Below are 13,691 nucleotides of genomic sequence, written 5' to 3' on the forward strand. Positions count from 1 at the left end.
GTCAGCCGACCTTTCCCGTGTACGGCTCGGGCGCGTCGAGGAGCACGACCCCGTCCAGTTCCAGCCGTGTGCACCCCACGACGTACGGCGCCGAGCCGGCGCGGATGAGCACGGCGGCGGCGTCGGCGTCCACCCGTGGCGAGCTGATCCGCCGGGCGACGGGGGACAGCAGGACGCTCTCCCCGGTCTCCGTGAAGGTGACACCGTGCCCGTCCGCGCAGGCGGTCCGCTCGGCGCCCGGTGCCCCGCCCGGGGTGAGCGCGGTCAGGAAGAGCCCTTCGCGGGACGGCGCGGTCGTGGCGCGGAGCGTGTGCAGGGTGCGGGTCAGCCGCAGCTCCGGGGTGCTGGACGTCGGGTTGGCCTCCACCTCGGTGACCTCGCAGGTGACCGAGGCGTCCTGGGGTGCGAACCGGCGTACGAGCGCGGTGGCCGCGCCCGATCTGATCAGCCGGCTGCCTTCGGGGCCGGGCTCCGTCGGGCGGTCGGTCTGGAGCAGGAACGTCCATTCACGCGGTTCCTCCGCCTCGGCCAGATCGAGCAGGACGAGCCGTCCCGACGGGGTGAACACCAGCGTCCGGTCGAGCCGCCGGACACCGAGCCCGGCGTCGTACATCGCGGCGATCTCAGCCGTGGCGTGCGCCCAGCCGCCCTCGGCGTCGGCCAGCACATCGCGCTGCCGGGCCTGCCGTTCGTACGGGATGCCCTCGTAGACGTGGTACCGGTCCTCGTCCGCGTACCCCTGCCCGTCCACCAGCAGGAGATTGTGGTGGGCCGCCCGCTTGCGGTTGCTGTAGCCCTCGTCGACGGCGAGGAACTCGCCCTGCGAGACCAGGACGAACGAGCCGGAATCGGGATGGTGATGCCCCTGGTTCAGGGTCTCCCACCCTCGCTCGGCCCGGTGCTTCGCCGAGGTCTCCCACGCCGTGCGACCGCCGCCCGGACTCGCCTTGAACGACACCAGCGTGGCGTCGTCGTCCCAGCCCGTACGGGCCGCGAGCAGCCCGAGGTCCGGGAAGAACGCATGCGTCTCCGTGGGCGGGGCCGCCCGTACGGACGGGTCGTACCAGAGGTACTCCAGATACGCCTCGGGCAGGATCCCCGGCCGCACCCCGCTCTCCGAGGCCTCCTTCCACAGCAGTTCACCCGACGCGAGATCGCCCATCCACTGGGCCTCCGCGATCCCGTACCGCGCCGCGAGGCGGTAGTACAGACCGGCGCTGTGGCCGCTGCGCCGGTCATGGCAGTCGCCGTGGTCGACGTTGAACGCGAAGCCCGGCGCCGTCTGATGCAGCCGGTAGCGGAACGTCGAGGGGAGGAAGCCGCCGCGCTCCCACCAGTCGACACCCTCCGCCTCCTGGAGCAGGTCCAGATGGACCGCCAGGAACGGCACGCCGTAACGCCAGTAGACGACACCCTCGGCATGCGAACCGTCCGGTGGCATCAGGTCCAGGACCGTGCCCAGGTTGTCCTTGGCGCGCTCGGTCCACTCCTCCTTGCCCAGCACGTAGCCGGCCGTCGCCAGACCCGCGTAACAGATCCAGTTGTGGTTCTGCCAGTACGACGACGACCACCAGCTGCCCTCGCTCGCCACCGCGAACTCGTACATCCGGCGGCCCTGGAGCAGCAGCTTGTACCGGAGCATCGCCTCGACCTCCTCCGGCAGTTCGTCACCGATCCACCGGTGGGCGAGCGAGAGGTGGTGCAGCAGCCAGCCGGCGTCCAGGTCGTGGTCCGGCATATGGGCGCGGCCCCAGTGCGGCAGCCGCACCACGGCCTCGATCCAGCGCCGGCTCTCGTCCAGATGCGCGCGGTCACCGGTGACGCGGTACGCCAGCGCCGGATTGGAGGCGGCGGGCCCCAGCCAGGTGATGCTGGCCAGGGGGTGCGTACGGGGCGGGGTGAGACCGCGGTGACGGGCGGCCTCCTCCCGCAGACGGAGCTCCTGCGCGGGGCGCGGCCCGGGCGGCGGTGTGGCGGAGAGCAGCACGGGTCAGACCCCCGTTCCGAAACGCGTGGCCGAACCGTCCGCCAGCTCCACCGTCAGCTCCTCGCCGTCGAACCGCACCCCGGTCACCGCCGGGCCCGCGGACGCCGCCTGGTACACCGAGGCGAACGTGACCCGATCCGCCCGCGCGGTGAGGTCGACCCAGGTGCGGGTGCGCTGCGGATCGTCGGCCGGTCCGGGGCCCGGCCGCGAGAACGGACGGACCTCCGTCCCCGGGGTGTGCGTGTGCCAGCCGTGCAGGGTCTCGTCGCCGTACCAGGTGGTGCGCACGGGACCGGTGGCCTGGTGCTGGACGTCCAGAGCCGTCCCCGGACGCAGCTGGCCGGTGACGCGGCGCGGCCTTCCGCCCGTCACGGTGAGCAGATCCACCAGGTAGCAGTCGCCCGCCACGACCCTGCGCACCGCCCGCACCCCCTCATACGCCGTGGTGACCTCGGCGGTGACCGCGCGGGCGTCCGAGGCCAGGAGCGCGCCCGCGCACTCCGCCTGCTCCGCGCCGTCGACCCGGAACGCCGGATGCGCCTCGGTGGACGCGTACAGCTCCCGGAACTCCGCGTGGGCGTACGGCACCTGACCGGGGTCCGGCTGCCACGCGGTCGTGTCGCCGTACAGATAGAGGGACAGTTTGTCGCGGTGCCCGTGGGACCCGCCGTGCGGACCGAAGTCCAGCAGGGCGTGGATGCCCGCCGCACGCACCACCGCGTAACCCGTCGACGGGAACAGGGCGACCGTGTCCGGTGCCGGGCGTCGGGGGAGGGGCGGGCCCGCGAACCAGCCGCCCAGCTCACGATCGAGTCCGTCGTCGTACGCCCCCAGCTCCTGCCGGGCCCGCGCCGCCACCGCCTCCAAGCCGCCGGCCGGAACCAACTGCTGTGCCAGTGCGATCAGTTCGAGCCACTCCAGGGCCAGCGGCCGGCGCAGATAGGGGCCGTCGTGCAAGGCCGGCAGAATACCGCCGTCCGTCGCGATCACCGCCAGTACGTCCGTCATCCCGGCCAGCACCCCGACCACGTCGGACGGGATCGCCGCCGGGTCGGTCGAGCGCAGCGCCAGCAGCGCCGCCCGCAGCACGAACCCGTGGTAGTAGGTGCTGCCCTCCCACTCCCACCCGTCCTCGGCGACGGCCACCCGCAGATGCGCGTACAGCCCGTGCTCACCCTCCAGCCACTGCTTGCCGCCGTCCCACTCCAGACCGCGCGCCGCCGAAGCGGCACGGCTCGCGGAGGCACCGGCGGCGTTCAGCCAGGCGGTGTAGTTGGACGCCAGCTCACCCCGGCCCGTCAGCACGCCGCGCGCCTCCAGCGCCGCCTGCTCCAGCTCGTCCAGCAGCGGCAGCACCGGAGCCAGATCCTCCGTACCGTCCTGCGCCAGCGTGATCACGGCGTGCCCGATGTTCACCGCCCAGATGGCGTCGGTCAGCGCCTGGTGGAAGAGCCGGCCGCGCAGCATCCAGCCCTGCGCCTCGCCGTGCCGCTCCGTGGCGAGCGACGCGTACACACCGGCGTACTCGGCCAGCCGCGCCACCGTCTCCGCGCGCTCTCCCCGATGGGCGAGCACCCGCAGATGCCTGGCCCACGCCTGGTGCGACAGGACCACCCACGCGCCGCGCACCGCCGGAGTGTCCACCCGGCAGCCGTGCGCACACCGTGCACCGCCCTCCGGGAAGACCCCGGCGAGCGGATCACCGTGATCGAGCTCCACGCCGTGCGCCGGGCACACGTACGCGTGCCACCAGCCGCCCCGCTCCCGGGGGATCCGCCTCAACGCGGCCATACGCCACCGTCGATGTCCACCGTGGTGGCGGTCAGGAAACCGGAGGCGGGCGAGGCCAGATGGACGACCGCGTGGGCCACGTCCTCCGGGGTGCCGGCCCGGCCGACCGGGATGCCGGCCTCCATGGCCTCCTGTGCCGGGGCGGCGGTGAAGGTGTCGTGGAACGCGGTGCCCTTGATGAAGCCGGGGGCGACCGTGTTGACGGTGATCCCGGTGCCGGCGAGCTCCTTCGCGAGGCCCTTGGTGAAGCCCCGGACGCCGGCCTTGGCCGCCGCGTACGCGACCGAGCCGGGCCCGCCGCCGTTGTGCGCGGCCAGCGACGACATCGTGATGACGCGTCCCGCGGACGACCGCGTCAGATGCGGCAGGGCGGCCCGCACCGTGCGGAACGTCGACGTCAGATTGGTGGAGACGACCCGCTCGAAGTGGTCGTCGGACATCTCCGCTATCTTCTCGCGGCCGATGAGGTGGCCCGCGTTGCACACGAGGACGTCGAGCCCGCCGAGGAACCCGGTGGCCTCCTCGACCAGCAGGTCCACCTCGGCGGTCACCGTCGCGTCGGCCCGGAACGCCTTGGCCCTGCGGCCCAGCGCCTCGATCGCGGAGACGGTCCCCGCCGCCTCGTCGGCGGAGGAGTGGTAGTGGACGGCGACATCGGCGCCGGCCTCGGCCAGGGCGATCGCGATGGCGCGGCCGATGCCGTGCCCCGCCCCCGTGACGAGAGCGCGGGAGCCGGTGAGATCAGCAGACATGGGTGAAGCCCTTTCGGTGGCCGGCCCGCGGGGGGCCGGAGCCGGTCACTTGAGACCGGCGGTCGCGAAGCCCTGCACGAAGTAGCGCTGGCCGATGAGGAAGAGGACGACCATGGGCAGGGTGGCGAGCGTGGTGCCCGCCATCAGGAAGTGCCACTGGGTGCCGTTCTCCGTCTTGAAGACGGAGAGTCCCACCTGGATGACCCGCAGGCTGTCCGTATGGGTCACCAGCAGCGGCCAGAGGAAGTTGTTCCACGACGACTCGAAGGTCAGCAGCGCCACGGTGATGAAGGCGGGCTTGACCTGCGGCGACATGATCCGCGAGTAGATCCGGAACTCACCGAGCCCGTCGAGCCTGGCCGCCTCCTCCAGCTCGACCGGCAGGTCCAGGTAGAACTGCCGGAAGAGGAACACGGCGAAGGGCGTGACGGCTCCCGGGACGATCAGCGCCCACCAGCTGTCCAGCCAGCCGCTGCCGCCCTGGCCGAGGAGGTCGTTCCCGCCCGCCAGCGGCATGAAGCGGACGATCAGGAATTCCGGCAGCACCTTGGTGTACGTGGGGATCATCAGGGCCGCGACGAAGAGATAGAAGATCATCTCGCTGCCGCGGAACCGGATGCGCGCCAGCGCGTACCCCGCCATCGACGCCACCAGGACGTTGAGCACGGTGTGGCTGACCGCGATGATGAAACTGTTCCGGGCGTACGTCGCGAACGGCGCCGCCTTCAGCGCGTCGACGTAGTTGCCGAACTCCCAGTGCTCCGGCAGCAGTCCGGCGTCCTGCGAAGCGATCTCCACCGGCGTCCTGAGCGAGGTGAGCACCATCCAGGCGAACGGCACCACCATCAGCAGGGAGACGACGGACAGCGTCGCGTAGAGCGCGATCCGGCCGAGGGGCACGGCCCGCCGCCGTGGCACGGGGGCCGTTCGCAGCAGCTCAGTTGTGGCCACGACTGCCTCCCATGATCCGCTTGTTGACCAGGGTGAAGCCCATCAGCAGCACGAAGAGCACCAGTGACTGCGCGCTGGCGTAACCGACGCGGAACTCCCTGAAGGCGGACTTGTAGATCTCGTACGTCATCATCGTGGTGCTGTTGGCGGGGCCGCCGTCGGTCAGGATGTAGATCTGGTCGAAGGACTGGAAGGCGCTGATCATCGAGGTGATGAGCACGAAGAACGTCGCCGGCTTGAGCAGCGGCAGTGTGATCGAGAAGAACTGCCTGACCCTGGACGCCCCGTCCACCGACGCCGCCTCGTACAGCTCCCTCGGCAGGGACTGGAGCGCGGCGAGGTAGATGAGCATCTTCATGCCGATGCCCTGCCAGATGCCGACCAGGATCACCGACGGCAGCGCCCAGGTGGTCGAGGACAGCCAGGCCGGGCCCTGGACCCCGAGGAACGACAGCACCGTGTTGAGCAGGCCGTTGCCCGGGTTGTAGATCCACAGCCAGACCAGCGCGATGGCGACGGTGGCGGTGACCTGCGGCAGGAACACGGCGGTGCGGAAGATGCCGCGCGCCTTGAGCCCGGTGTGCAGGGCGAGGGCCACCAGCAGGCCCAGCGCCATCCCGAACGGCACGGTGAAGAAGGTGTACAGCAGGGTGTTGACGACGGACTTACGGAAGACCGCGTCGTCCAGCATGTCCCGGAAGTTGGCCAGGCCCACGAACTCCGGCGCGGTGAGCACGTCGTACTTCGTGAAGGCCAGGGCCACCGAGACCACGACCGGAAGACCGATCCACAGCGAGGCGTGCAGCAGCGCGGGCGCCACCATGAGCATGCCCGCCCGGCGCCGGCGGCGTCCCGGGCCCGTGGGGAACCGGCCGGTCCGCAGTGCCGCCGGGTTCGCTGGAGGGGAAGGCGGCCGGGCAGGCCTCGCCTTCATGATGGTTGTCGCTCCCATGGTGACGCGTCCTCACATCCGGCCGATGGCGGCCTCGGCGAGACGGCCGAGCTCCGCGATGGCGTCCTTCGCGGACTGGTCGCCGACGATCGCGGGCTCCAGCGTCGGCTTGATCTTTTCCCGGATCTCCATCCAGGCCGCGGTACCGCCCTCGGAGAAGGCGTGCTGGAGGTTCTTCAGGGAGAGATCGACGAACTGGTTCTCCGTGACGTATCCGGTGTCGTCGAGGTCGCGCAGACCGGGCACCGATCCCCGCTGCTCGGCGGCCCCGAGGATCGACTCGGGCGTGGCGAGGTACTCGACGAGCGCGCGCGCCGCCGCAGGGTGCCTGGATCGCGCCGCCTGGGTGACGAGGGTGCCGCCCTGGAGCATCGCGGGCCTGCGGTTGGCGAGCACGAACGAGCCGAGCTTGTCGTCCTCGACGAGGTCGGGGTTCTGCTCCTTCACCTGGACCCACAGCGCGCTGGTCGTCATCATCATCGACGCTTTGCCGGTCTGGACGTTGGACGGGGCACCGGCGTCCGTCTTCCTGGCGTAGTCGGCGGAACCGTCCTTGACCAGGTCCTTGAAGAGCTGAAGGGCCTCGACCCCGCGGGCGCCGGTGAACAGGACCTTCTTGCCGTCGGCGCTGAACAGCTCACCGCCGTTGGCGAAGAGGAACGTCTCCCAGCACTGGCGCAGGTCGATGGAGAACGGGTCGAAACCGATACGGCCGTTCCGGGTCAGCTGCTTGGCGACGGCGCGCAGTTCGGACCAGTTCGCCGGCGTCCTCCTCACTCCGGCCTCGGCGAAGTGGTCCTTGCGGTAGACGACGATGCGGGTGTCGAGGACGACGGGCAGCGCGTAGAGCTTCCCGTCGTAGCGCGAGGGCTCCAGCACACGCTTCTCGTAGTCGTGCGCGGAGGCGAGCGTCTCCGGCAGCTCGGCGATCGCCTTCTTCGCCGCGAACGGCGGGATCCAGCCGACGCCCATCATCAGCACGTCGGGCAGCAGCCCGCCGGCGAGGCCGGTGGTGATCTTCTCGTTGAGCTGCGCGTACGTCGTGTAGTCCACGTTCACCTTGACGTCCGGATACTTCTTCCGGAACCCGCCGAGGATCTTCTTCTCCAGCAGTGTCTTCCCGTCGGCGCCTTCGTAGATCGGTGTGAGCAGCGTGATCTCGCCCTCGGCCGGGCCGTCGGCCGAGCCGGCGGACGACGCGCCGCCGCCACAGCCTGCGAGAGCGGCGGCGGCGGTGCCCGCGCCGATCGCGGCGAGCACGGACCGTCGGTTGAGTTCCATGGGACACCCCTTGTGAGGTGGAGCGGTGGATCGATCCAGCGTTGACTTCCTCAAGGTGGCTGGGAAGTACTGGTAAATCGATGCAGTGATGCTAGGAACGCCTTGAGAGTGGCGTCAACAGCTGATGCACAAGAATTTTCAGGGACGTTAACGGGTGTACCGGTGGAGTGAGTTCAGTAAATCGGTACACTAGGCTGGGCAGTGCGTTCCCAACCGGAGGTGGCATGAGCGGGGTAACGATCCATCAGGTCGCGGAGACCGCAGGGGTCTCGGCGAGCACGGTCTCCAACGTCCTCAACGGGCGTACGGACCGTATGCAGGCGGCCACCCTGGCTCGCGTGGAACAGGCCATCGAGCAGCTCAACTACCGTCCCAACCGGGCGGCCCGCATGCTCCGCACGGGCCGGATCAAGGTCATCGGCCTTATCGTGCCGTCCGTCGCCAACCCCTTCTGGGGGGCGCTGGCGAGGGAGCTGGAGGCCATCGCGCTGGCCGAGGGCTACCACGTACTGCTCTGCAACAGCGAGCGCGACCCCGCCCGGGAGCTGAAGTACGGCGAGGAGCTGCTCGCCGACGGGGTGAGCGGGGTGGTGCTCTGCTCCTCGCTGCCCTCGCTGGACCACATGACGCCTCTGCTGAGCAGAGGACTCAAGATGGTGGCCTTCGACCGGACGGCGCAGGCGGGCGACCCGTCCTCCCTGGCCAGCATCAGTGTGGACAACGCGATGGGGGCGGAGCTCGCCACCCGTCATCTGGTCGAGCTGGGCCATCGGAAGCTGGCCTTCGTCTCAGGCTCCGTCCACAGTGTGAACCGGCGCGAGCGGCTGCGGGGCTTCCGTTCGGCCCTGGAAGCGGCGGGGATCGACCCGGCCGGCGCGATCGTCTGGCCCGGTGCGGACACCACCGAGTTCGGCGACAAGGACGCTGCGGAGCTGGGCCGGAACGCCGCCCGGGAGCTCCTCGCCCGCGCCGACCCGCCCACCGGCTTCGTCGCGATCAACGACATGTGCGCGATCGGCATCTGCCGCGGAGCCAGGGACGCCGGGCGCGGCGCGGGACGGGACGTCTCGGTGGTGGGCTTCGACGACATCCTGCTCGCCGACCTCTTCGAGCCGCCGCTCACCACGGTCCGCCAACCGCTGCCGGAGATGGCCGCGGAGACGTTCCAGCAGTTGCGGGCCCGGATCGACTCCGCCCCCGCCGCCGGGCGTTCGCTGCTGATCAGGCCCCGGCTGGTGGTACGGGAATCGACGGCACCGGCACCTCGGGGGGCGGATGCCCCGGCCGGGACCACCGTCCCCGCGCCGTCCGCCGCTCCGGCGCTCGCCGTCACCGGAACCGGCCCCTCCACCACCGGCTGACCGCCCCGGCAGTGCTCCGCCCCGCCCGGTCGGAGGTCCGGGCGGGGCGGAGGGGGTGCGGGGACGTCAGGAAGCGGTGCAGGTCCCGACGACGGGGGCCGAGGTGTCGCCGTTCGTCGTGACGGTGAACCCGAAGCTCGTCGAGGCACCGGCCGCCAGGGTCCCGTTCCAGGCGGGCCTGACCGTCATCACGTTGCCGGACGTGGTGGGCGTACCGTTCCAGAGGGCCGAGACCTTCTGGGACGACGGTACGGTCACCGGAACCGACCAGGTGGTGATGCCCGAACTGCCGGCCTTGACGGTCACCTCACCGTTGTACCCGCCGTTCCAGGCCGAGGTCCGGGTGTACGTCGCCGTGCAGGCGCCGGTGGTACCGCCGTCGTCACCACCCCCGTCGTCACCGCCACCGCCGGACCCGCCGAGCGCCGCCAGCACCGCGTCGTAGGCCGGCTTCTTGTTGTAGTCGCCGTCGAAGAGCAGCGGGGTGCCGCTGCTGCGCCACGAGTACTTGTCCGTGACGCCCCAGACGGTCAGGCCGGTGCACCGGGTGACGGCCAGGCAGGCGTTCACCACCTTGGTGTAGTTCGCGGCCTGTGCCGAACCCGAGCCCTCGATGTCCAGCTCGGTGATCTGCACATCCACGCCGAGATCGGCGAAGCGCTGCAGATTGGCCTGGTAGTCGGAGGGGACGGGCGAGTTGCTGTTGAAGTGCGACTGGAAGCCCACGCAGTCGATCGGGACGCCGCGCTGCTTGAAGTCCTTCACCATGTCGTAGACCGCGTTGCTCTTCGCGTTCTGACCGTCGGTGTTGTAGTCGTTGTAGCAGAGCTTGGCGCCGGCATCGACCGCACGAGCGGTGCGGAACGCCTCCTCGATGAAGCCGTTGCCGAGCTTGTCCTGGAACGGCGAACTGCGCCGGGCGCCGCTGCTCCCGTCCTGGTACGCCTCGTTCACCACGTCCCACGAGTGGATCTTGCCCTTGTAGTGGGTCATCACCTGGGTGATGTGGTTGTTCATGGCGGAACGGAGCTCGGTGGCCGACAGGCCGCTCACCCAGCCCGGAAGCTGGGAGTGCCACACGAGGGTGTGGCCCCTGACCTTCATCCCCTTGGCCTGGGCGTGGCTGACGATCTGGTCGGCCGCCGAGAAACTGAACGAGTTGCGGGAGCTCTCGACGGCGTCCCACTTCATCTCGTTCTCGGGGGTGACCGAGTCGAACTGGGCGTCCAGCGTCGACGCGTACGCCGCCTCGCCGAGGTGGTTGGCGGCCACCGCCGTACCGAAGTAGCGGCCCTTCGCGGCCGCGGCATCGCCGAGAGCGCCCACGGCCTGGGCGTTGCCGGCGAGGGCGACGACACCGGCTGCGGCGAGCACACCAGCCGTGACGAGGGACAGGGCCCGTCTGCCGCGGGCCGGCAGGTGGGGGCGGGCGGAAGATCCGCCGGGGGGTATCTGGGCCATCACGTTTCCAGCCTCTTCTTCCGGTTGCCGGGCGTGTCGAACCGGACGCCCGGACAGGGGGATTCGGACCGTTCGAGGTGCTGTGCGGCCGTCGGCGGACGCGCGGGAGGGGCGTCGGCCGACGGAGGGAAGAGCTGTGGAACAAGGGGAGCGAGGGAGAGTATGCGCTTCACGGGAAGTCACGTCAACGTCGCATTTCCGAAACATTTCCGAGTGAACTGCCGCTCATATGGCGGCCGTTGTTGTCCTGACCTGCCAATAGCCCCGCACTGTCGATGTGTTCGGTGCTCGAACGGGGAAGGCTCCGTCTGTCGGCCTCAGTCACGACGAAACGCGTTCACATCACTCATCGAAACTTTCGAACCGCTTCTGGGGGAAGGAACGGACCTGGGAGAAGCGGGGAGGAGGCGGGGAATGAGAAGGCGCGGGCTCCCTCGGGAGGCCCGCGCCCGTCGTCGTGCCGTGGTGGGTGTGTCAGCCGCCGATGAGCGAGAGGCCGAGGACGACCCCCGCGGACACGGTCACCTTGCCGGGCGTCAGATCGCCCTCGCCGCCGCCACTCCGGTTACTGCTGTGGCTGCGGTAGTTCTGCACCTGCTCGGCGTCCACGTCCTTGATGTGGATGACGGGCCCGAGCTGCGCACCCGCCGCCTCCGCGTACAGGGCGGCCTTCTCCCTCGCCGCCGCCACGGCCGCCGTACGGGCGCGGGCGCGCAGCTCCCTCTTCGTGCGCACGTCGAACTCGACGCCCTGGACCTCGTTGGCCCCGGCCTCCACCACGTCGATGAGGACCGTCTCCAGGGTGTCCAGCTCCCGCAGTTCGATCACGAACGAGGCCGTGCACTCGTAACCGACGAACGTGCGCTCGTTGCCGTAGCTCCACTGCGACGACAGGTTCAGCCTCGACGTGGACACGGCGGCCTCCGGTATCTGGTGGCCGCGCAGGACCTCCCGGATCGCGTTCACCCCGCTCCGGGTGGCGGCGAACGCCTCGCCCGGCTTGTTCCTCGTCTGCGATATCGCGACGCGGAGGCGTGCCAGGTCGGGCGCGGCGTCCACGCTCGCCGCCCCGAACACCGACACGCCCCACGGGCTCTCTATGGACTGGGTTCCGTTCATGCCTCCATCCAACCAGCCGGACCCGCCCGGCCGGAGGGGTCAGCCGGAGGGATCAGTCGGAGGGATCGGCCGGCGGGGCGGCCGGAGGATCAGTCGGAGGAAACGGCCCACCCCGACGCCTCGATGCGCCCGGCGTCCCGCGGCCTGCTGTCGTCGAAGAGCGTACGGCCGGCGTCCTCGACCCGGACGCCGTCCACGTACACCCCTCGCCCGACGTACAGCTGGTCGGTGACATACCGCCAGCGGAGCCGCACCTCGGTGCCCCGCCAGGCCTTCAGGTCCGCCTCCAGTCGGTGCCAGACGCGCCCCGACCACCCCGAGACCGAGCCGTCGGGGTGGGGCGTCGACTCCCTTTGCCCTCCACCCCGCGTCGGTACGGTGGTGAAGGGCACGGGCACCCATGTCGCCCCGGAGTCCGACGACGCCTCCAGACGGAGGACGTCCGAGGCCGGCTCGGTGTCCCACCACAGGGCACAGCTCAGTGACGTGCGCGAGGAGGCCGGGCGCAGCGCGGGCAGCGTGAGCGTCGCGGTGGAGGCGCTCGCCATGCCGGAGAACCAGGCGGTGCGGCCCCGGGCGGGGCGGACGGGCACCGCGCGCGCCATCCGGTTGGCCGTCGCGACCCGCGGAGCGCTGCCCGAGCGCCATGTGCGTACGGGATGGACCGAGTTGCCCAGGACGATCAGGAACGAGTCCGTGGTCGGGTCGAGGACCAGGCTCGTCCCGGTGAACCCCGTGTGGCCCGCGGTGCGGGGCGTGGCCATCGCGCCCATGTACCAGTGCTGGTAGAGCTCGAAGCCCAGGCCGTGCTCATCTCCGGGGAACGCGGTGTTGAAGTCCGTGAACAGCAGCTCCACGGACTTCTCGGACAGGATCCGCGCCGAGCCGTAGCTCCCGCCGTTGAGCAGGGTCCGGGCCAGCACGGCCAGGTCCCAGGCGCAGGAGAAGACGCCCGCGTGGCCGGCGACCCCGCCGAGGCTGTACGCGTTCTCGTCGTGGACCTCGCCCCACACGAGGCCGCGCTCCAGCCCCGACCAGGGCAGCCGGGCGTCCTCGGTGGCCGCGATCTTCGGCTTCCAGGAGGCCGGCGGGTTGTACCGGGTGCGGTGCATCCCGAGTGGAGCGGTGATCTCGTCGCGGAGCAGGGCGTCCTCGGTGCGTCCGGTGATCTTCTCCAGGATCAGCTGGAGCGAGATCAGGTTGAGGTCGGAGTACAGGTACGCCGTACCGGGAGCCGACGCCGGGACCTCGTCCCAGATCAGGCGCAGCTTCCCTTCGCGGGTCGGCTCCTTGTAGAGCGGGATCCACGCCCGGAACCCGGAGGTGTGCGTCAGCAGCTGACGGACCGTGACGTCCTGCTTGCCGCCGCCGGCGAAATCGGGGAGGTAGGACGCGACCGGCGCCTCCAGCTCCAGCTTGCCGCGCTCGATCTGCTGCACGGCCAGGATCGAGGTGAACAGTTTGGACACCGAGGCCAGGTCGAAGACCGTGTCCTCGGCCATCGCGATCTGCTGGTCCGGCGGAAACTCCACGCCGGTGTCGGTCGTCTCGTCGTACGCCGCATAGCGCACGGCATGGCCGATCGGCCGGTGCAGGGCCACGGTGCCGCCCCGGCCGGCCAGCAGGACCGCGCCCGCGTACCAGGGGTGCGTGGGGGAGTCGGCCAGGTACTTCTCCGCGTCCGACACGAGCAGGCCGAGCTGGTCCGGCAGCAGGCCGGCCCGTGCGGCCGACCCGCGGCGGAGGGTCGGTCCGCCCCGCCCTGATCCCATACCCGTCCCGGTTCCCGATGCTGTGCCGGGCTGCTGCGCTACCCGCCCGGCGCCGGCGGCCGCTCCCGCAGCACCCGCGAAGGGGATCGGAGCGAGGGCGAACGCACCGCCCAGGGCCAGTATCCCGCCGCCCATCCTCCGACGGCTCATTCCCCGTCCCGACACGTCTCCGGTCATCCGGAACCCCTTCCCCTCATGTCGAAAGCACCCGCGCGAAAGTAACTTTCGAAATCTCGTACGGTGATGAAACTTCCTGCCGAAGCA

The 13,691-nt window shown here is 70.5% G+C and carries 10 protein-coding genes; 1 reads left to right on the forward strand and 9 read right to left on the reverse strand.

Going from position 1 to position 13,691, the window contains the following annotated elements:
• Window position 1: 1 nt before the first annotated feature.
• The 6 genes from ACZ607_RS12935 to ACZ607_RS12960 are packed head-to-tail and all read right to left on the reverse strand — an operon-like array spanning window position 2 to window position 7,714.
• Entirely contained in the window at window positions 2-1,987 is a 1,986-nt protein-coding gene (locus tag ACZ607_RS12935) for a hypothetical protein (RefSeq protein ID WP_469734677.1), read from the reverse strand.
• Window positions 1,988-1,990: 3 nt separating this feature from the next.
• Window positions 1,991-3,778, reverse strand: a complete 1,788-nt coding sequence (locus ACZ607_RS12940) for a heparinase II/III domain-containing protein (protein ID WP_469734679.1) — start codon at window positions 3,776-3,778, stop codon at window positions 1,991-1,993.
• Window positions 3,766-4,530 carry an SDR family NAD(P)-dependent oxidoreductase gene (locus ACZ607_RS12945; RefSeq protein ID WP_469734681.1) on the reverse strand — a complete coding sequence of 255 codons (765 nt, stop codon included), beginning with the start codon at window positions 4,528-4,530 and terminating at the stop codon, window positions 3,766-3,768. The genes ACZ607_RS12940 and ACZ607_RS12945 overlap by 13 nt, the downstream gene beginning before the upstream one ends.
• Before the next feature lie 45 nt (window positions 4,531-4,575).
• The gene (locus ACZ607_RS12950) at window positions 4,576-5,481 is read right to left on the reverse strand and encodes a carbohydrate ABC transporter permease (protein WP_469734683.1); all 906 of its coding nucleotides are present in this window, start codon (window positions 5,479-5,481) and stop codon (window positions 4,576-4,578) included.
• A complete protein-coding gene (locus ACZ607_RS12955; RefSeq protein WP_469734685.1) occupies window positions 5,468-6,433 on the reverse strand; it encodes a carbohydrate ABC transporter permease in 966 nt (321 codons plus the stop codon). The genes ACZ607_RS12950 and ACZ607_RS12955 overlap by 14 nt, the downstream gene beginning before the upstream one ends.
• A gap of 12 nt (window positions 6,434-6,445) precedes the next feature.
• Window positions 6,446-7,714: an ABC transporter substrate-binding protein gene (locus ACZ607_RS12960; RefSeq protein ID WP_469734687.1), complete on the reverse strand. Its 1,269-nt coding sequence runs from the start codon at window positions 7,712-7,714 to the stop codon at window positions 6,446-6,448.
• 224 nt (window positions 7,715-7,938) lie between these two features.
• On the opposite strand from ACZ607_RS12960, the gene ACZ607_RS12965 reads away from it, so the two are divergent.
• The gene (locus ACZ607_RS12965) at window positions 7,939-9,075 is read left to right on the forward strand and encodes a LacI family DNA-binding transcriptional regulator (protein ID WP_469734688.1); all 1,137 of its coding nucleotides are present in this window, start codon (window positions 7,939-7,941) and stop codon (window positions 9,073-9,075) included.
• Between the two features lie 66 nt (window positions 9,076-9,141).
• Here ACZ607_RS12965 and ACZ607_RS12970 read toward each other — a convergent pair whose 3' ends face one another.
• The 3 genes from ACZ607_RS12970 to ACZ607_RS12980 form a co-directional block, all read right to left on the reverse strand.
• Complete coding sequence (locus ACZ607_RS12970) at window positions 9,142-10,536, reverse strand: glycoside hydrolase family 10 protein (protein WP_469734690.1); 1,395 nt, start codon at window positions 10,534-10,536, stop codon at window positions 9,142-9,144.
• A gap of 474 nt (window positions 10,537-11,010) precedes the next feature.
• Window positions 11,011-11,655: an SIMPL domain-containing protein gene (locus ACZ607_RS12975; protein ID WP_469734692.1), complete on the reverse strand. Its 645-nt coding sequence runs from the start codon at window positions 11,653-11,655 to the stop codon at window positions 11,011-11,013.
• A gap of 89 nt (window positions 11,656-11,744) precedes the next feature.
• Entirely contained in the window at window positions 11,745-13,604 is a 1,860-nt protein-coding gene (locus ACZ607_RS12980; RefSeq protein ID WP_469734694.1) for a serine hydrolase domain-containing protein, read from the reverse strand.
• Window positions 13,605-13,691: the final 87 nt, after the last annotated feature.

The sequence above is a fragment of the Streptomyces sp. NPDC104381 genome, from assembly GCF_055583745.1.